Below are 18,116 nucleotides of genomic sequence, written 5' to 3'. Positions count from 1 at the left end.
ATGGCAAACACGAAGAAGCCACGCAAGGCCTATCGGCCGAAGCCGGCATTGCTGCCGCTCGGCATGCGCCGCCAGGTGCAGATGGAAATGCCCGGCTACCAGGCCATGATCGCGCTGGGCATGGATCACCTGCAAGAGCAGCACATCTACGACCTGTTGTCTGCCGCCGACCTTGCCAAGCGCACGGCGCCGGCCGGCCACCCGATCCGCGAGTTGGCGCAATCGATGGTGCTGGCGTGCGCCGACATCCAGCACCGCGCTGAGCGAGTCGGCAAGACCGGTGCCAATGGCAACGAGATGCGCACACTGAAGGCTGGCCTGCCGCAGGTGATGGACTTTCTGCGCACCGTGCCGAACGCGGACATCGCTCGCGCCGCGTCGGCGGCCGTCGCCGAGTTCGATCGATCCGGGGTGCTGCGCGTATGACTTGCAATCTCGACAGCCTAGCGTTGCGGAAATTACTGTGTTAACGTCCAGCCACACACCTTGGAGTACGCCACATGGGCTTCGCTGACCGTTACCTGCACGCCGTCAATTCGTCTGACCTTCGCGACGATGAGCACCACCATGCCACCGATGCGCTGTGCGCGGCGGCGCTGGCCGACGTTGCCGGCGCCGGCTTGGGTGCGCTGCTCTCGCGCGTGAAGTACGCAGACGGCACGCAGCACCGGCTGTTCGAGTCTGGTACCGCCAACCTGGCCAGCCTGCTGCGCATCTGGACCGAGCGTGTGATCCAGAAGGGGCGCGAACGTAAATGGGTGAAGGAGGGCAGTGCTTGGGATGCGCAGGCCGCCCAGGCGCTGTACCGCCGCGTCGCTGAGCGCTCGCTGGCCTACTGGCTGGATGGTAAGTGCCCCGGTTGCTCGGGAAGCGGCAACACGCTGGATCGCCGCATCTGCGTGCCGTGCAAGGGGACTGGCCGCGGTGAGGTCGGTGGTGGCGGCTTCGAGCGTGAGCGCGTGCTGGACATGGTCAGCGAGCTGGAAGGATTGCTCCAGTCGCACAACTCACGGGCCGCAGCTTCACTGAGATGATGTGTCGCCGCATTGAGTTAACTTGGCATTGGTTACAACTGGCAAGTTATAAAAAATTGGCAAATCTATAGCATTTCTGTTGCATCGTGCTATTGTGATACTTGTAATTATCCCAGTTTAATATTTAATTAAATTTAGAGGGAAATATCATGATTGCAAAGCTATTAATTCTCGTTTCTTCGACGCTAGTTTCTGTGATGTTTTTGTTATCAACGCCATCCGCGTGCGCCCAAGGTGTTGTCGCAGAGCAGTCGGCTGACTCGCTTTTTGGGTCACGAGGGATTGTCGGTCCTGAGGTGAATGCGAAGCAACCTACTTCTACGCAAGCTCGTGCCTCGCGGCCGATTCAATTGGCTCAGGCTACTCCACAACAGGGCCCTACGGTGTATGTCTGTTATGGAAACGCAGGGAACAATCAGGGTTGCTCATCGCGAACCACTCGTCTCTGTAACAGCACTGGCGAGAGCCGTCGTGCTGACGTAGTGTGGTCAAGGGGAATTGCCTCCCCGGATAGTTCGCCGACGACTTACACGGTGCCCGCTGGAGCAAACTCATCTAATGGTCCTAGTTTGGGCGAATCCACATTTATGGATGGTGGGATTTGCAGGGACTACAAGTACACGATTATGCGCGTGTATTAAATTTGACTTCTCTTTGGGAGTACGTTAACGTCGCAATTACACACTCTTGGCACTCGTAATGCGAACCACAGTTCCAACGATAACCGAGATTCGAGGCTAGCACCAATTCCATTGATGCTTTCGCTCGCGTGTACCGCTCACTTCGCAGATAGCGCTGGAGCAAAAACCGAACCGCCCTCGTGGCGGTTTTTCTTTTTCCGCATCCGGCGTGAGGCGGTCATGACGCAGACGACGAAGCCCTCCAAGGAAGACGTCCGCGAGTGGATCGAATCGCGCACGCACCCGCCGCTGGACCCGCCGCCAACCCCTGACGAGATCCGTCGTGCCCTGGGGTGGCATCTGCTGCCGCAGAATTGCCAGCCGGACCGCTTTGAGCCTGAGTGACTTGCATATTAGAAAAGTTAAAATGTACTTCCATCAATAAAAATGGGAGTATGGAATGTCCAGTATCGCGAAGGGTGCAGTGGTTCAGTTGGTTAGCGGTGGTCCGAAAATGTCGGTCGTTGATCTTGGTGACTACACTGGCAGTGGAGGGCCAAAGGATGGTGCGAAGTGCATGTGGTTTGATGCCAAAAATATCCGACAGGAAGATGTGTTTGATGTGGCGGTCTTAAAACCCTATGCCGCCGCGATTGGCGCCGTCGGCTTGCGTCGCAGCTAGTTTGAGCTCAAACTAAATCAGGCCGCCTTCGGGCGGTTTTTATTTGAGGGTTGCAATATGCACTCCGGGATTTTCGACACGTGCCAGTTGGCTATCTGCTACGCACCGCCAAACCTTCGGTCCGTGATGCCTGGCAACCGGGTGATGCTGCGCTCAGGTGGCCCTCAGATGACTGTGTGCGACATTGACGCCGCCGGCCGCGCGATCTGCCAATGGCTGGTCGATGGCGCGCTGCACAGCCACCCGTTTGACCTTGAGTGTTTGACCTGTTTCGGTGCTCGATAAGAATTCGCTGCACCTGCGTTAATCCCGAAGCCACGGCAGAGGATGAGACCGCAGGGTGGCAAAAGCAGTATCGCGGTTTTGGCCTGGGTGATCCCGGGCGCCGCAATGCGGGCGGAGCAAGACGGTACTGCATTGGCCTTCCAAGCCGACATTTGCCGGTTCGAATCCGGTCGCCCGCTCCAGTTTCGCCCTCATAGCTCAGTCGGTAGAGCAGCGCTTTCGTAAGGCGTTGGTCCGGGGTTCAAATCCTCGTCGGGGCACCAGTTCTCCCGCTCATCCCTGATGGACCTTTGCCGCCTTCGGGCGGCTTTTTTATTCGAGGTGGCCATGCGCTCCTTGCACTTCGTTACTCGTGTGATGACCGGCATCTCCATCGCGACAGTGAGTTTCCTCGCTGCGCGAGCAATTCCAGAGCAGGCGTGGTTCTGTGGCTGGATCGGGAGCGGTCTGTACTTCATCCTTATTATTCGACGCTGACATGTCACTGCTCGCCATCATGATGATCCTGTGGGGTGTTGACCGCCGCGCGCCGGTGCCGCGTGCGCCGAACTCTACGATGGCCGCCAGCTGGCCTTCCAAGTAATGTTGTGCTGCCGTCCATCGCGCTCCAGCGGGCGGGCTACGAAAAGCGGGCGCAGTTAACCGACGAAACATGACCGGGTGGGTCCGGCCACCGGGTGCAGATCACCGCGCCCGGTGGTTCCAGTCCGGAGCGGGCGGCGACGACTTAGTTAATGTCATAATGCTCACCCTACATTAGCGGAGGGGCATATGAATTACCGAGTCATTACGCAGGAAGAACAGGAGCATGCGAGATACTGGCACAACTCGGCCGAAGCGATAAAGCGAAAAGCTGCGGCACTTGTCGACAATCTTGCCGTTTTGTTCGCGGCAGATGGAGATTTGGGCTCTATTGGCCTGGTATTTCAACCAGATCCGGAGAAGAGACATCTTGCGTTAGTGGAAAGCCCGACGAACAGCGGATGACTCACTTTTCACTACGTGGAAGTCGACGGACAGCTCAATGGAAAAATTATCGTTGAGAGACGTGGATACGATAATTTGGATAGAACAACATGGACTCCCATGTGGTCGGTCTTTTTCTCGTCCGGAGGTGCAGCTTTTGTAGGCGAACTTAATGCACGCGTTGAATTTGGAATTGATGCACAGTTCAGCGGACACAGAGAGATTGCCTACTTTAAGATCGGCATGAATATTTTGTACGCACTAGCTGCTGGACCGTTAACTAAGTGATCTAGTTCCCGGTCGCACTTTTCTGTGAGGCCGGATGAAACGACATACTAAAAGCGCACCGGGTGTTTGCCGCCCGATGCCGCCGGCTATGTTCGCCGATCCACTTAATTGCCGCTTCGCCACAGCGCCTGAAGTGCTCACTTGGGCCCGGGCCGAGATCCTTACGGAGGGCGGCCAGCTGCACAACGAAGATCACGCACACCTGGAATACGCCGACGTGCAGTTCCTCTGGGCGCCGAGCGGTTTCCAGAAGCAGGGGCGCACCGTGATCGGCCAGTGCGAAGAAATGCTCTTCCGCTGCGGTCCGTGGCAGAAGGGCCGCCAGCAACAGCAGATGGCCGACTGGTTCGGCGCGGTGCCGGATTACCTGATCACCCTGGACGCCAGCTACTGCCTGACATGCAGCGACGCCGAGTTCTGCGCGTTGGTGGAGCATGAGCTTTACCACATCGGCCAAGAGCAGGACGCCTTCGGCAGTCCAGCCTTCACCAAGGACGGCATGCCGAAGCTGATGATTCGCGGCCACGATGTCGAAGAGTTCGTCGGCGTGGTCCGCCGCTACGGCATAGGTCACCCAGACGGCACGCTGGCCCAACTGGTCGCAGCAGCAAACGCCACCCCAGAGGTGGCAAAGATCAACATAGCGAGGGCGTGCGGCACCTGTTTGCTGAAGGCTGCGTGAGCTTTACGCACGCTTTACCGGAAGGCAACATATGGCCGCACTCAAAGACGAGGTGAAGCTGTTCATCGTCCAAGCGCTGGCCTGTTTCGACACGCCGACGCAGGTGGCGAAGGCAGTAAAAGAAGAATTCGGGCTCGATGTGCTCCGCCAGCAGGTGGCATGCTACGACCCAAACTGCTACGTCGGGCGCAACCTGAGCGCGAAATGGCGCACTGTTTTCAACGACACCCGCGCCAAGTTTCGCGACGAGGTGGCGGAGATTCCTATTGCGAGCCGGGCGTTTCGCCTTCGCGCCTTGGGTCGGATGGCGCACCAGGCGGAGAACATGCGCAACATCGCACTGGCCGTGCAGGTGATCGAGCAGGCCGCCAAGGAAGTCGGCGACGTGTACGTGAACAAGCACAAGGCGGAAACCAACGACCAGCCGCCGACGCCTGTGCAAATCACCATCGGCGTAAAGGACGCCGCTAAGCGCGATGACTCCGCAGCTTGAACTGAACGTCCCGCAGGCAAACTTCCTCAACCTGCCGCACAAGTACAAGGCATACGTTGCCGGATTTGGCTCCGGTAAGACGTTTGTTGGTTGCGTGGGCATCTGCATGCACTTCTGGCAGTGGCCGGGAATTAGCCAGGGCTACTTCGCGCCGACCTACCCGCAGATCCGCGACATCTTCTATCCGACGATGGAAGAGGTGGCCTACGCGTTGGGCCTGCGCATTAAGGTCAAGCAGGGCGATCACGAGGTCGAGGTCTACGAGGGGCGGCTTTACCGCGGCACGGTCATCTGTCGCTCGATGGAGAAGCCCGAGACCATCGTCGGCTTCAAGATCGGCCACGCGCTGATCGATGAGTTGGACGTGATGCCGATGAAGAAGGCCGAGACGGCCTGGCGCAAGATCATCGCGCGGATGCGCTACAACGTGCCCGGGCTGTTGAACGGCATCGACGTGACGACGACGCCAGAGGGCTTCAAGTTCGTCTACCAGCAGTTTGTGAAGGCGCTGCGCGACAAGCCGGAGCTGGCCGCGCTGTATGGTCTGATTCAGGCGAGCACGTTCGACAACGAGCTGAACCTGCCGGCGGACTACATCCCGTCGCTGCTGGCCAGCTACCCGCCAGCGCTGATCGACGCCTACCTGCGGGGCAAGTTCACCAACCTGACCAGCGGCAGCGTCTATCCGGACTTTGACCGCGTACAGAACCGCTCGACGGCAATCATCCTGCCGGGCGAACCGCTGCAGGTGGGTCTCGACTTCAACGTCCAGAACATGACCGCCTGCATCAATGTCGTGCGCGAGGGTCTGCCGCTGACGCTGGCCGAGCGAGTGAAGGTGCGCGACACGCCGGCCATGGCCCGAATCCTGAAGGAGGACTTCAAGGACAAAGGCCACCAGGTCAAGATTTTCCCGGATGCGTCCGGCCAGAACACCAGCAGCAAGAACGCCAGCGAGTCCGACCTGTCGATCCTGCGCGCGGCCGGCTTCCAGATCGAGGTCGACCACTCGAACCCAGCAGTCAAGGACCGGGTCAATGCCTACAACGCGATGATCCTGAACGCCGACGGCGTGCGGCGCTGGAAGATCAACACCGACCTGTGTCCGACGACCACCGAGGCGCTGGAGCAGCAGGTGTGGGGCGCCGATGGCCAGCCTGATAAGAAGTCCGGCCACGATCACCCGAACGATGCCAATGGCTACTTCATGGTCAAGCGGTACCCAATCGTGAAGCGTGAGACCACCGTCTCGTCGCTGCGCATGTAACAAGGAATTCCATGGTCCACCCAGTCCGCAAACAATCCACCGAAGCCGCCGCGCTCAACAAGCACTGCGCGCTGATCGATGCGCTGCTGGGCGGCACCGACGCCATGCGTGCGGCCGGCAAGGCCTACCTGCCTCAATGGCCAGGCGAGGAGGATAAGGCCCATGCAACGCGCCTGGCCGTCGCCACGCTGTTCCCGGCGTACCAGCGCACGATCGAGGTGCTGGGCGCCAAGCCCTTCAGCAAGCCGATCACCTACGGCAAGGATGTGCCGGCCAAGATTCAAGCGCTGTGCGAAGACGTCGACCGCCAAGGCCGCAACCTGCACGCCTTCCTCGCGGAGGTGGGGCAGGAAGCGCTGGGCTACGGCTTCTCGGGCATTCTGGTGGACTACCCGCCGACCAAGGACGAGAACGGCAAGCCGCTGTACGTGACCAAGGCCGATGAGGATGCCGCTGGCGTGCGGCCGTACTTCGTGCAGATCCACCCCCGCTGCATCCTGGGCTGGCTGTCCGATAAATCCGGCCTGACGCAGCTGCGCCTGCTGGAGGCGGTCGAGGTGCCGGACGGCGACTTCGACGTAAAAACCATCGAGCAGGTGCGCGTTCTGCGCCGTGGCGCGTGGGAGACCTGGCGCAAGGTCGAGAACAAGAGCGACGACGAATGGGCTCCTTTCGAGAGCGGCGTCACCACCCTGAAGGGCATCCCGTTCGTGCCGGTCTACGGCAACCGCCTGGGCTTCATGCGCGCCCGGCCGGCGCTGCTGGAGCTGGCCTATGCGAACGTGGAGCACTGGCAGAGCAAGAGCGATCAGCAGAACATCCTGCACGTCGCTCGGGTGCCGATCCTGTTCACCAAGATGCTCGGGGACGGCGTGGAATTGGCGGTCGGCGCGGGCACGGGGGTAAAAGCCACCAACCCTGATGCGGACATGAAGTTCGTTGAGCACACCGGTGCTGCCATCGAGGCGGGTCGCAAGTCGATCCTTGATATCGAAGACCGCATGCGCCAGGCCGGCGCCGAACTGTTGGTTATCAAGCCGGGCAACATCACCGAATCACAGACGCTGGCCGACAACGAGCAGGGCGCGTGCGCACTCCAGAAGGTGGCCGAGAACATCGAGGATTCCGCCGACCAAGCGCTGCAGCTGATGGCTGAGTGGCTGGGCGAGCAGCAGGGCGGCCACGTCACCCTGTTCAAGGACTTCGGCGCCGCCACGCTGGCCGAGGCAAGCGCTGAGCTGCTGCTCAAGACCAATCAGGCCGGCAAGTTGTCCGACGAATCGCTGCACGAGGAATTCCAACGTCGCGGCATCGTCAAGCCGGACATCGATTGGGAAACCGAGAAAGAGCGCATCGAGCGCCAAGGCCCGGCGCCGGGCACCATGGACGATCCGCTGCCGCCACCGGCGAATAAGCCTGCACCTAACCCTGACGAAGAATGATCGACCCGCTGCTGAACCACGCTGTCCGCCACCAGGTGGACATGGCCGGCTACGGGAACTTCGTGCTGGCGAAGATGATCCGGATTCTGAATCTGACGGATGCGGACCTGATCGCCCAGCTGAATGCCGCGCTGGCCGACGTCGACGCTGACTCGTTCAAGGTCCAGCGGCTCGACTCGCTGCTGAAGTCGGCGCGCGAGCTGAACGCGCAGGCCTATGCAGCGCTGTACGAAGGTATGACCGACGAGCTGCGCGCCTACGTCGAGTATGAAGGCCAGTTCCAGTACGACCTGTACAAGCACGTCGTGCCGGTGGATTTCAGCATTGCGGCCATCGTGCCGGCGCAGGTGTACGCTGCCGCCGTGGCGCAGCCGATGCAGGGCCGTTTGCTCAAGGACTGGGCCGCCGGCCTAGGCCAGACCCGCCTGCAGCGCATCAAGGACAGCATCTGCATGGGTTACACCCAGGGCAAGACCACCGCCGACATCGTGCGCGAGATTCGCGGCACCAAGGCGCTGAACTACGCTGACGGCTTGCTGGACACCAGTCGGCGCGAGATCGATGCCGTGGTGTCTACGGCGCTCAGCCACACCGCGCAGATCACGCGCAACACCTTCTACAAGGACAACCTCGACATCCTCGGCGACGAGATGTGGGTGAGCACGCTGGACGGCAAGACGACCCCGGACTGCCGCGCGCGGGACCACCTGCTGTACACACCGATCGACCACAAGCCGGTCGGCCACAGCGTGCCGTACCGCGCCGGCCCGGGCCGACTGCACTGGCGCTGCCGTTCGACGTCGATCGCGCTGCTGAAGGGGCAGAAGTCGCTCTACGGCCAGCGCTCGGCCGCCGGCGGGCCGGTCGATGCGAACCTCAGCTACAACGACTGGCTGAAAGCGCAGACCGCCGAGGCGCAGGATGAGATCCTGGGCAAGGCAAAGGGCAGGGCGTACCGCGAGGGCGGCTACAAGGCCGAGGTGTTCACCAATGACCGGGGACGCACGCTGACACTTCGTCAAATGGCGGTGCGCGACGCCCGCGAGTTCAAGCAGCCGCAGGGTGAGTTCTCGATCTACGACCCGGGCTATACCCGCGTGCAGCCCGACGTCAGCACGCCGGCGCGCGCGGCGGCCGTCAAGATGGAAAACGCGATTCGTGGCGAGGCGAACGAGTTCGGCGCCTTCATCGGCGCCGATGGCGCGGTGCTGCTGAAGCGCTCAGGCCTGCCGGATCGGGTGACTTATTTTGAGGATGAGCTGGCGGGTATGCAGGGCGCGTTGTTCACTCACAACCACCCGGGCGGCCTGTCGTTCTCGGTCGCTGATGTGCGAAATGCATCGTTCGCCCAGTTGTCGGAGCTTCGCGCCGTGGCGCCGCACTATCGCCACATGATGTCCGTGAAGGGCGCCTGGCCAGCCGAGGAACTGATCGGCCAGACGTTCGACGCGGAACTGTCGGCGGCGCGGAAGGAAGTTGATACAATGGTGAATCGTGGCGAGCTGGATGCTCGGTTCGCTACCGCAGAAATTCATCATATTGCCTGGATTCGCGCTGCTGCGAAGCTGGGGATCAATTACACCCGTGAGGCGTCGTGAACACTGGCCTAAACAGCGAATTGCAAGCTACCCGCGTTCCCTCGGTTGAGGAACTGCGCGCGCGCTTTTTGCCGCCACCTGGTCATTCCGGCGACGTGATCGTGCTGGTCAACGGTCACCGCGTCTGGAAGAAGCGTACCGACTTGGGTGTTGGCGAACCGTTCATCGCATTCTTCGGCGGAGATTACAGCGCCGTGCTGGAGCCGGACGATCCGAAGATCCAGACGCCCGGCCCGGCCGACGTGGAGATGCCGTGGCCCTCCATGTAGTTCCGTCGGCGCCCGCGCCAGAGCAGACCAAACTTAAATCCCGGACGGCCACCAAGCCGGCTGAGATGCTGCAATGCCCGCGCTGCGCGGGTCGGGAGTTTATTGAGACGGTCATCGGCGCCATGATTCAGGCGCGCAAGCTCAAGGGCGGCACGCGGCAGATTATTTGCGTCGGCTGCATGCTGAAAGGCGACCGCGTAGTTGTAGCTTAAACACAATTTATCCAGACTTACCCAAGCCGCCCGGGCAACCTGGCGGCTTTTTTTATTGCCGCGCGCGGAGCAGCAAGCGAACCGCCGGCCACCTCGGGCAGCAAGCCCTCAACCCTCCTGAACAGAAAGTTCAACCATGAAACTACTCCTCGACGACAAGGGCAATGCGGTCCTGCGTAATGGCAAGCCGGTGTACGTTAAAGACGACGGCGCCGAGATCGAATTCGACGGCGCCCAAGCCTTCACCAAGATCGGCCAGTTGACCGGTGAAAACACCGACTACAAGCGCCGCTTCACCGAAGCGGAAACGAAGCTGAAGGGCTTCGAGGGCATCGACGACGGCGAAGCAGCGCGTAAGGCGCTGGAAACCGTGAAGAGCCTGTCCGTCGGCGATCTGAAGACCGCTGCCCAGGTGCAGGAGATCAAGGATGCTGCGAAGCGTGCTGCGGAAGAGCAGGTTACGGCGGCGGCCAAGGCCAGCACCACGCAGATTCAGGAGCTGACCGCCACGCTGGAGAAACGCACCGGCGAGTTGAACAATCATATGATCGGCGGAAGCTTCACCAGCTCGAAACTGCTGACCGACGACAAGCACGCTAGCCGCCTGGCCATCCCGGCCGAGATGGCGCGCGCTTACTTCGGCAACAACTTCAAGGTCGAGGACGGCAAGCTGGTCCCGTACGACAGCAACGGTAACAAGCTGTACTCGCCGAGCCGCCCCGGCGAAGTTGCGGACTTTGACGAAGGCCTGGAGCAGTTGGTTCGCGCCTGCCCGTTCAAGGACCAGATCCTGAAAGCCAGCGGCGCATCCGGTGGTGGCGCGTCGAGCGGCGGCACCGGCGGAGCCGGCAGCAAGCAAATTTCTCGCGCCCAGTTCGAGGCCATGGGCGTGCAGGAGCGCGCGGACGCAATGAAGGCCGGCACCACCATTTCCGGCTAACACCAGCTCCATCCGACCATCGCGCCAAACCTCTCCGTATCGCTAGAGGGGTGATTTGGCTGATCGGCCTCTGCTTCACACATTCAATTCACCCCAACAGGCTCGCATCGGCGGGCTTTTTTCATTTCTGAAAGGCGAAACTTATGACTACCCTGACTCTGAACGGCCTGGTTCCCGACATCTATGCGGCGATGAACGTCATCGCACGTGAGAACGTGGGCTTCATCCCGGCCGTGTCCCGCGACTCGACCGCAGCGCGCGCGGCGCTGAACCAAACCGTCCGATCGCCGGTGGTTGGCGCGATGGCGGCCGAAGACTTGACCCAAGGCGCGTATGCAGCCGACGCTGGCGATCAGACCATCAACTACGTCGACATGACGATCAACAAGCAGCGCTCGGTGCCGTTCGGCATCAATGGCGACGACACCATGCGCCTGCAAAGCGCTGGCACCTACGCCAACGTCAATCAGCAGCGCATCGCCCAAGCGCTGCGCACGCTGACGAACGAGGTCGAGACCGACCTGGCCGCGACCAGCCTGAAGCTGAGCCGCGCCTACGGCACTCCGGGCACGACCCCATTCGGTGTGGCGAGCGACCTGTCGGACTTCTCTCAGCCGAAGAAGATCCTGAAAGACAATGGCGCACCACTGTCCGACCTGCACATGGTTCTGGGCTCGGGGGCTGCTGCGAACCTCGAAGGCAAACAGCCGGGCCTGTTCCGTGTGAACGAAGCCGGCACCGACGAGCTGCTGCGCCGTGGCGCCATCAGCATCGTGCAGGGCTTCGATCTGCACAACTCCGGCGCGATCGGCGACTTGATCACCGCAGGTACCGCAACTGGCGCCACCACCAACAACGCCGGTTACGCCAAGGGCGCGACCCTGATCAATCTGGCATCCGCTGGCACCGGCACCCTGTTGGCGGGCGATATCATCAAGCTCGCGGGCGACCCGAACCAGTACATCCTGGCGCAGGGCGATACCAACATGGCCGATGGCGGCCAGATCCGCCTGCAAGCGCCAGGTCTGCGCCAGGCCATCCCACCTTCGGCAACCGGCATCACCCTGATCGCCGCAACTGTGCGCAACGTGTTCTTCCAGCGTGCCGCGATCCAGTTGGCGACGCGCGCGCCGGCCATGCCTGAAGGTGGCGACTCGGCAGACGACGTCATGATGGTGACCGACCCGATTTCGGGTATCACCTACGAGTTCTGCATCTACAAGCAGAAGCGCCAAGTCCGCTATGAGGTCAATCTGGCCTGGGGTACCGCTGCGCCAAACGGGCACCTGGGCGGCCACCTGATCGGCGGCTAAACCAACAACCCACCCGGCGGCCAGTACGGCGCCGGGGAACCAGCGAGAAGAGATGATAACCATCAAAATCAAACCAAGCCACCCCAGCCAGGGTGACTACGTCGTCATCAACGTGTCCGATTTCGATCCTCAAAAGCACGAGCCCTTCGACCAGGAGTCGCGCGACGCGCTGCTGGAATATGCCGCCGAATCGGGCCACCTGAATCCATCCGAACCGGAATTGCAGGCCATGCACGATCAACTGCTGGTGCGCCAGGGCCAACTGGACGACCGCGAGCTGCAACTGAACCAGCGCGCCGGCCTGCTGGATGCGCGTGAGCAGACCTTGCTGGAGCGCGAGATGGCCAACGCGACCGAGGCCCAGCGCCTGGCTGATCTGGCCGCCGCGCAGGCCGCGCAAATCGACCCAGCAAGCATGACCAAGGCGCAGCTGCAAGCGGCGCTGACCGCGAAAGGTGTGCCGTTCTCGTCCACCGCTGATAAGGCCGAGCTGCTTGCTCTGCTGACCGGCGCCTGATCGGCGCCAACCACCACCAGCCCGCCGCGCGCGGGCTTTTCCTAATTCCACAGTGAGATAGCTCATGCCCACCACCACGATCAACGCCGGCGAGTCCGCTAAGACCATCACGCTGCAAGAAGGCGAGCTGTTGACGCTCTCTGGCTCGGATGCTGCCGCCGGCGTCGCCTATCTGCTGGATCAGGTGGCGGGCGGCTCCAACTCGGTCCGCTCGTGGACTATCGGCCCGGGCGCGCTGCCTCCAATCGGGCCTTTCTCGGGTGTTCAGCGGGTGCGCATCAGCTGCTCGGTGGGGATGGTCACGGCCACCACCGGCAGCGGTCTGCTGAATATCCCTCGCGTGATCGCTCAATCAGCGGTGCCGGTCATTATCGTCCCTAGCGGTAGTGTTGCTGCCGACGGCACAATCACGCTGGGCACCGCGTTGAATGTTGTTTATGCGGGCGCATGGATCAAGTTGCCCGCCGGCGCCATTGTCGGCGGTGCTGCGGGGCTCTACTACTGCACGTTTAGCTCGACTACCGTAGGCTCGGTCAAGGATTTATTTGTTAATCCAGCTGTGTCGCCATTCGTTTCGTACATACCAGTGGGCCCGCTTACGGCAGCCGTCGGATCGGGCGCGTACACGCAATCACTTTCGATTACCCAACTCTGTAATGTGACGGTCCCCGGTGGCGCGATGGGCCCCAATGGGGTATTCAGGTCGGAGGTCATATTCGGATCAAGTAACACCGCGAACAATAAAGCCTACTACGCTGGTATGACACCGACTAATTTATTCGTTGGCCTGAATATTTCAGGAGCAGGCGCCACGGGAACGTGTGGTCGGGTTCGGCTTGCAAACCGTGGATCGCAGAATTCGCAAACGTATTTCGCGGGTGGTTGGGGATATGGCCCTGTGCAATTGCCCCAGCTACAAAGATCATTCGACATGTCTGTGGACCAGCCGTTTTTCTACAGCGCCGCCTTGACGAACGCCGCCGACTACGTGGTGTTGGAGGGCTTTACGGCTGAAATTCTGCCGGGCTAGTCGGTGGCAAGCACTCTCACACGACCTCTAACCTGAAGCAGCACCACCGAAGAACACAATCGCCTTCGTGGCGGCTTTTACGCATCAAGGAAACCATGTTCATCACCGAAACCGGCGCCGGTCTGCCGAACGCCGAGAGCTATGCCAGCGTGGCGGCGGCTGACGCGCGCTGCGCCGCGCTAGGCATTACGAACTGGGCGCCGCGCACCGAGGCCAGCAAGGAAATCGCGCTACGCAACGCGACCCGCTTTATGCTGGCGACCTACCGTCAGCGCTGGGCCGGCCGCCGCGCGCATCAGACGCAAGCGCTGGACTGGCCGCGCTACGGCGTGTGCGTCGATGGCTTCCCGGTGCTCACCACCATCGTGCCGGTCGAGGTCTGCAACGCTTGCATCGATCTGGCCGCGCGTGCCGCTGACGGTACCGAGCTGCTGCCCGATCTGGAAGTGGGCAACAACCAGATCAAGCGCGACAAGACCGGGCCGATAGAAACAGAATATTTCGAGAACAGCACCAGCGCCGCCGCGCGCTTCGTCGCCATCGATGCGGCGCTGGAGCCGTTCTTTGGCGCGGCCGGCGGCGCGGGCATGATCAAGGTGGTGCGGGCATGAGCAAGTTTCCTGTGGTGCACATCGAAGGCTGTGCGGCGCACGAGAACACCTACAGCCACAACGGCAAGATCTGGACGGTGACGAACCTGATTGCCCGCGCCAAGGATCTGGAGTCCTTCGACCTGCCGCTGGCTGCGATCTACGTCGGCACCGAAGTCTGGACCCCGGAAGGCTCACCGTTCGGCATGGCGCACCACATGCGCCGCGCGCTGGACGTCGATACTAGCTATCCGGTGATCCTGAGCGAAGAGGGCTTCATCATGGATGGCTGGCACCGCGTGCTGCGCGCGCTGATCGACGGTAAGGCCACCATCAAGGCGGTGCGCTTTAATAAGACGCCGCCGCACGATTATCTGGAACAGAAATGACCGACTACACCAAAGCCGCCGCGCGCGCCGATGCCTCGCTGCGGCGCAAGGGCGGGCTGGTCACGCTGCGCCGCGAGACGCAACCCGATTACGACCCCGGCACCGGCGGCCCCGTGCCCGGCACCGGTGGCCAGGCTGACTACATCGGCACCGGCGTAAAGCTGAACTACAACCAGGACGACATCGACGGCACGCTGATCAAGCAGGGCGACCAGCAGTTGCTTCTGTCGCCACTTCAGCGCGACGGTACGAAAATGCCGACGCCATCGACGTCCGACACGGTGCTGATCGGCGCCAAGGCGTACACCATCGCCGACGTGATCAATCTGGAACCCACCGACGTGGCGCTCCTGTACACCCTTCAACTGCGGGGAGTCTGATGGCCGGGTCCTTCTCGGCCGATCTTTCGAAGTTCATCACCAAGGCCGGCAGCAATGTCGACAAGGCGCTGCGCCAGACCATCGTGCTGGCCGCGCAGGGCGTGGTGATGACCTCGCCGGTGCTGACTGGACGGCTGCGCGCGAACTGGCAGTTCGGTGTGACCATGCCGGGCGGCACGCTTGACAGCGTGGACATCGCCGGCGCCGCCACCATCGCGAAGATGGCCGGGCAAGTCACGAGCCTGAAGGCCGGCGGCGAATGCTGGATCGTGAACAACTTGCCGTATGCCGGCGAGATCGAATACGGCCACAGCAGCGTCAAGGCGCCATCGGGCATGGTGCGCATCACGCTCGCCGGCCTGCCGGCGGCAATCGAACAGTATGTACGAGGACTGCAATGAGTCATGACATCGCCCGCGCGGCAATCGAAACGCGGCTGGCGGCCTGGGCCAAGGCCCGCACGCCGGCGCTGCCGGTCGCCTTCGGGAACTTCGCGTACACGCCGACCACTGGTCAGAGCTATCTGCAGGGCGACCTGCTGCCAGCCAGCACACTGAACCCGAGTCAGGGCGGCAAGCACAAGCACTACACCGGGCTGTACCAGGTGAGCGTGCGGACACCGACGGGGAAGGGCACCACCGAGTCCGCGGCAATCTCGAAATCGATCGAAGAAATTTTCCCGTGCGCGACCACCTTGCAGTACTCCGGCCTCAGTGTGCACATCGACAGCACTCCGTCGGTGGCCGCCGGCCGGCCTGACGGCGGCTTCTGGATGGTGCCGATCACCATCAGCTACCACGTCGACGCATTCGACTAAACCGGCACCCCGCCACATCCAACCAGGCGCCTTCGGGTGCTTTCTTTCGCCTCCAGCCGGAGGCTTTTTTATTTTGAAAGGCTTTCCACATGACAATCGCTGAAGGCATCTTTAAGACGGTCCGAACCAAGCGACAGACCGGCCTGGGCGTTCAGGCCACCGCGCCCGGCGCTCAACTGCTGCGCCGCAAGACCTCGACCTTCGAGCTGAAGCGCGACACGTACAGCACTGCGGACGAAATCGCAAGCCATCAGCAGGTGATCAGCGAACGCCAGGGTACGCAGATGGTGGACGGCAAGCTGAGCGGCCTGCTGTCGCCCGGCACCTACGCCGACTGGATTTCGCAGGTGCTGCGCAAGGACTTTGCCGCCGGCGCCACCAGCGGTCCGCTGACCAACGTGACCGCCGCAGTCACCACCGGCGCGTTCGGCACGTTCACCCGCGCCGCCGGCTCCTTCCTGACCGACGGTTTCAAGGTTGGCGATGTGGTGCGCTGGGCTGGCTGGGCCACCACCGGCACGCCGAACAACGCGCACAACTTCTTGGTCACCGTGCTGACTGCCAGCGTCATGACCGGCAAGATGCTCGACAACGTGGCCGTGGGGCCAAAGGCGTCGGGCGACTCGGTCACCTGCACCGTGTACGGCAAAAAGTCGTACATCCCCGAGTCGGGTCACACCAACATTTACAACACGATCGAGGAATTCCGTTCGGACGTGGTTATGTCGGAGGTGAGCAAGGACGTCCAGGTCGGCCAGATCGCCGTGAAGTTGCCGGGCAACGGTAACGCGGAAATCGACTTCACCCTGGTCGGCCTCGATCAAACCTCGGCCGGCGCTCCGTATTTCACCTCGCCGACCGCTGAATCGACGAGCGACGTGCTGTCGACCGCCACCGGACTGCTGGTTTTGAACGGCAACGAAAGCGCCATCGTGACCAACATCGATTTCACGATCGACGGCCAAGTCAGTGCGCTCGATGGCGTGGTGGGCACGAACCTGCGCCCCGATATCTCTCGCAAGAAGGTACTGGTGAAGGGCTCGTTCTCTGCCTTCCTCGACAGCTCGGCAATCCACACGCTGTTCTTGAATGAAACCGAGACGTCGCTGATTTCGGTGCTGACGTCCGGCCGTACGCCGGCGGCGGACTTCATCGGCTTCAGCATGCCGCGCATCAAAATCCAGGGTAGCACACCGGATGATGGCGAGAAGGCCACGGTTCGCACTTATGCCTTTACCGCCCTGTATGACTTCACTGGCGGAACCGGCACCGACTCGGACCGCAGCACGCTGTCGGTGCAGGACTCGCTGGCGCCGTAACCCACACAGCCCGGCCGCGCGCCGGGTTCTCATTTTGGCGAAAGCCACCCCCCAGCACCGGCCCGTCCGCTGTCTCCATTCGCGTGGAGCGGCGGGCGTGCGCGGGCATCTATCTACCACGCGAAGAAAGGCAACACCATGGAACTGAATACCAACACCACCTCCGTCGCCACCCTGGCAACCGCTGCTGTTATCGCCGCCGGCATGCCAGCCGCCGTCGGCGTGGACTTCGATCGGCTGCTGGCCGCCAGTGCCGCGCCTGTCGAAAAGACCTTCACCGTAAGCACGCTGTTCAATGACGACGGCGACCACGCTGCGGGCCTGGAGATCGTTGGCAAGAACAGCATCCAGTACCGCGACATCATCCGCGCCACTTCGGTCACCGCCATCAAGCGCAGCCAGACCAAGAAGCAGCAGATCGACGGCAAGACCGATGCCGGCGCCGGCCAGCTGTTCGACTTGGGTGAGGACCGCAACCTGAAGATCGCCATCGCGGTGACCGTCGGCTTGCCTGGCTTCACCACCGGCGGCCAGCCTGTGCCGGTGACCGAAGCTAACGTCCGCGCTCTGCTGACCAAATTCCCTGCCTGGGTTGACAAGGTCATCGCTGCGCTGGAAGTGGACGCCAATTTTTTGACGATCTAAAGCGGCAGCTGGTCGAGTACGCCAGGGCGTCACTCAAACTGAGCACCAAGCAGGATGATGGCCACACCCTGGAGTGGCATCTCAACGTCATCTACGAGCAATCCGGCGAAATGCCGCCGGAGCTCGACGTGCCTCCGATCCCGCACGAGCTGGTGCATGTGTGGGAGTACTTCTGTCAGCTGAGCGCCAAGCGCACCAACGGCGGCATGGCCGCCAACCCTATCTCCGACGAGCAGATCATGGCGTGGGAGCGGCGCCACGGCTTCCGCCTGACGCCGTTCGAAGGCGAGTGCATTGACGCGCTCGATGAGGTTTTTCTAAGCAATCAGTAAGCCGTC

25 protein-coding genes and 2 tRNA genes are annotated in these 18,116 nt (G+C 61.8%); all 27 read left to right on the top strand.

The features are described 5' to 3' along the window. The 27 genes from GTP44_RS03900 (at position 1) to GTP44_RS28400 (ending at position 18,110) form a co-directional block, all read left to right on the top strand. A complete protein-coding gene (locus GTP44_RS03900) occupies positions 1-426 on the top strand; it encodes a hypothetical protein (RefSeq protein ID WP_161018400.1) in 426 nt (141 codons plus the stop codon). A 74-nt stretch (positions 427-500) separates the two neighbouring features. Then, positions 501-1,034 (top strand): hypothetical protein, encoded by a 534-nt coding sequence (locus GTP44_RS03895; protein ID WP_161018399.1) that lies wholly within the window; start codon positions 501-503, stop codon positions 1,032-1,034. Positions 1,035-1,894: 860 nt separating this feature from the next. Then, positions 1,895-2,059 (top strand): hypothetical protein, encoded by a 165-nt coding sequence (locus GTP44_RS27120; protein ID WP_202423967.1) that lies wholly within the window; start codon positions 1,895-1,897, stop codon positions 2,057-2,059. A gap of 55 nt (positions 2,060-2,114) precedes the next feature. Further along, complete coding sequence (locus tag GTP44_RS03890; RefSeq protein WP_161018398.1) at positions 2,115-2,336, top strand: DUF2158 domain-containing protein; 222 nt, start codon at positions 2,115-2,117, stop codon at positions 2,334-2,336. Positions 2,337-2,393: 57 nt separating this feature from the next. Beyond that, on the top strand, positions 2,394-2,621 hold the full coding sequence (locus GTP44_RS28170) for a YodC family protein (RefSeq protein ID WP_371867138.1): 228 nt from the start codon (positions 2,394-2,396) through the stop codon (positions 2,619-2,621). Between the two features lie 107 nt (positions 2,622-2,728). Continuing rightward, positions 2,729-2,803, top strand: a tRNA-Gly gene (locus tag GTP44_RS03880). Positions 2,804-2,808: 5 nt separating this feature from the next. Further along, positions 2,809-2,884, top strand: a tRNA-Thr gene (locus GTP44_RS03875). A gap of 508 nt (positions 2,885-3,392) precedes the next feature. Next, positions 3,393-3,608: a hypothetical protein gene (locus GTP44_RS03870; protein ID WP_161018396.1), complete on the top strand. Its 216-nt coding sequence runs from the start codon at positions 3,393-3,395 to the stop codon at positions 3,606-3,608. Between the two features lie 355 nt (positions 3,609-3,963). Further along, positions 3,964-4,557 carry a putative metallopeptidase gene (locus GTP44_RS03865; protein WP_161018395.1) on the top strand — a complete coding sequence of 198 codons (594 nt, stop codon included), beginning with the start codon at positions 3,964-3,966 and terminating at the stop codon, positions 4,555-4,557. Positions 4,558-4,588: 31 nt separating this feature from the next. Next, positions 4,589-5,050: a DUF2280 domain-containing protein gene (locus tag GTP44_RS03860; protein WP_161018394.1), complete on the top strand. Its 462-nt coding sequence runs from the start codon at positions 4,589-4,591 to the stop codon at positions 5,048-5,050. Further along, positions 5,034-6,317, top strand: coding sequence for a terminase large subunit domain-containing protein (locus GTP44_RS03855; protein ID WP_161018393.1), 1,284 nt, complete (start codon positions 5,034-5,036; stop codon positions 6,315-6,317). The genes GTP44_RS03860 and GTP44_RS03855 overlap by 17 nt, the downstream gene beginning before the upstream one ends. Positions 6,318-6,328: 11 nt before the next feature. Continuing rightward, complete coding sequence (locus GTP44_RS03850) at positions 6,329-7,759, top strand: DUF4055 domain-containing protein (RefSeq protein WP_161018392.1); 1,431 nt, start codon at positions 6,329-6,331, stop codon at positions 7,757-7,759. Beyond that, the gene (locus GTP44_RS03845) at positions 7,756-9,357 is read left to right on the top strand and encodes a putative phage head morphogenesis protein (protein WP_202423966.1); all 1,602 of its coding nucleotides are present in this window, start codon (positions 7,756-7,758) and stop codon (positions 9,355-9,357) included. Before GTP44_RS03850 ends, GTP44_RS03845 begins: the two co-directional genes overlap by 4 nt. Further along, positions 9,354-9,626: a hypothetical protein gene (locus tag GTP44_RS03840; protein ID WP_161018391.1), complete on the top strand. Its 273-nt coding sequence runs from the start codon at positions 9,354-9,356 to the stop codon at positions 9,624-9,626. Before GTP44_RS03845 ends, GTP44_RS03840 begins: the two co-directional genes overlap by 4 nt. Then, positions 9,611-9,838 (top strand): hypothetical protein, encoded by a 228-nt coding sequence (locus tag GTP44_RS03835; protein WP_161018390.1) that lies wholly within the window; start codon positions 9,611-9,613, stop codon positions 9,836-9,838. Before GTP44_RS03840 ends, GTP44_RS03835 begins: the two co-directional genes overlap by 16 nt. Before the next feature lie 136 nt (positions 9,839-9,974). Then, positions 9,975-10,778 carry a DUF6651 domain-containing protein gene (locus tag GTP44_RS03830; RefSeq protein WP_161018389.1) on the top strand — a complete coding sequence of 268 codons (804 nt, stop codon included), beginning with the start codon at positions 9,975-9,977 and terminating at the stop codon, positions 10,776-10,778. Positions 10,779-10,921: 143 nt separating this feature from the next. Continuing rightward, on the top strand, positions 10,922-12,091 hold the full coding sequence (locus tag GTP44_RS03825; protein ID WP_161018388.1) for a major capsid protein: 1,170 nt from the start codon (positions 10,922-10,924) through the stop codon (positions 12,089-12,091). Between the two features lie 52 nt (positions 12,092-12,143). Beyond that, positions 12,144-12,608, top strand: coding sequence for a hypothetical protein (locus GTP44_RS03820; RefSeq protein ID WP_161018387.1), 465 nt, complete (start codon positions 12,144-12,146; stop codon positions 12,606-12,608). A 64-nt stretch (positions 12,609-12,672) separates the two neighbouring features. After that, positions 12,673-13,638, top strand: a complete 966-nt coding sequence (locus GTP44_RS03815) for a hypothetical protein (protein WP_161018386.1) — start codon at positions 12,673-12,675, stop codon at positions 13,636-13,638. A 95-nt stretch (positions 13,639-13,733) separates the two neighbouring features. Continuing rightward, positions 13,734-14,249: a DnaT-like ssDNA-binding protein gene (locus tag GTP44_RS03810; RefSeq protein ID WP_161018385.1), complete on the top strand. Its 516-nt coding sequence runs from the start codon at positions 13,734-13,736 to the stop codon at positions 14,247-14,249. After that, entirely contained in the window at positions 14,246-14,617 is a 372-nt protein-coding gene (locus GTP44_RS03805; protein WP_161018384.1) for a hypothetical protein, read from the top strand. The genes GTP44_RS03810 and GTP44_RS03805 overlap by 4 nt, the downstream gene beginning before the upstream one ends. Beyond that, a complete protein-coding gene (locus GTP44_RS03800; protein ID WP_160990314.1) occupies positions 14,614-14,997 on the top strand; it encodes a hypothetical protein in 384 nt (127 codons plus the stop codon). Before GTP44_RS03805 ends, GTP44_RS03800 begins: the two co-directional genes overlap by 4 nt. Continuing rightward, on the top strand, positions 14,997-15,398 hold the full coding sequence (locus tag GTP44_RS03795; protein ID WP_161018383.1) for an HK97 gp10 family phage protein: 402 nt from the start codon (positions 14,997-14,999) through the stop codon (positions 15,396-15,398). The genes GTP44_RS03800 and GTP44_RS03795 overlap by 1 nt, the downstream gene beginning before the upstream one ends. Continuing rightward, positions 15,395-15,814 carry a DUF4128 domain-containing protein gene (locus GTP44_RS03790; protein ID WP_161018382.1) on the top strand — a complete coding sequence of 140 codons (420 nt, stop codon included), beginning with the start codon at positions 15,395-15,397 and terminating at the stop codon, positions 15,812-15,814. Before GTP44_RS03795 ends, GTP44_RS03790 begins: the two co-directional genes overlap by 4 nt. A gap of 89 nt (positions 15,815-15,903) precedes the next feature. Continuing rightward, entirely contained in the window at positions 15,904-17,133 is a 1,230-nt protein-coding gene (locus GTP44_RS03785) for a phage tail tube protein (protein WP_161018381.1), read from the top strand. Between the two features lie 138 nt (positions 17,134-17,271). Continuing rightward, entirely contained in the window at positions 17,272-17,778 is a 507-nt protein-coding gene (locus tag GTP44_RS03780; protein WP_161018380.1) for a hypothetical protein, read from the top strand. Positions 17,779-17,786: 8 nt separating this feature from the next. Continuing rightward, complete coding sequence (locus GTP44_RS28400) at positions 17,787-18,110, top strand: phage tail assembly chaperone (protein ID WP_443093265.1); 324 nt, start codon at positions 17,787-17,789, stop codon at positions 18,108-18,110. Positions 18,111-18,116 lie beyond the last annotated feature (6 nt).

It is taken from the genome of Duganella lactea, from assembly GCF_009857505.1.
In the GTDB taxonomy this organism is placed as follows: domain Bacteria; phylum Pseudomonadota; class Gammaproteobacteria; order Burkholderiales; family Burkholderiaceae_D; genus Rugamonas; species Rugamonas lactea.
Note: the sequence above shows the minus strand (reverse complement) of the source record. Positions and strands in the feature narration are given on the sequence as shown.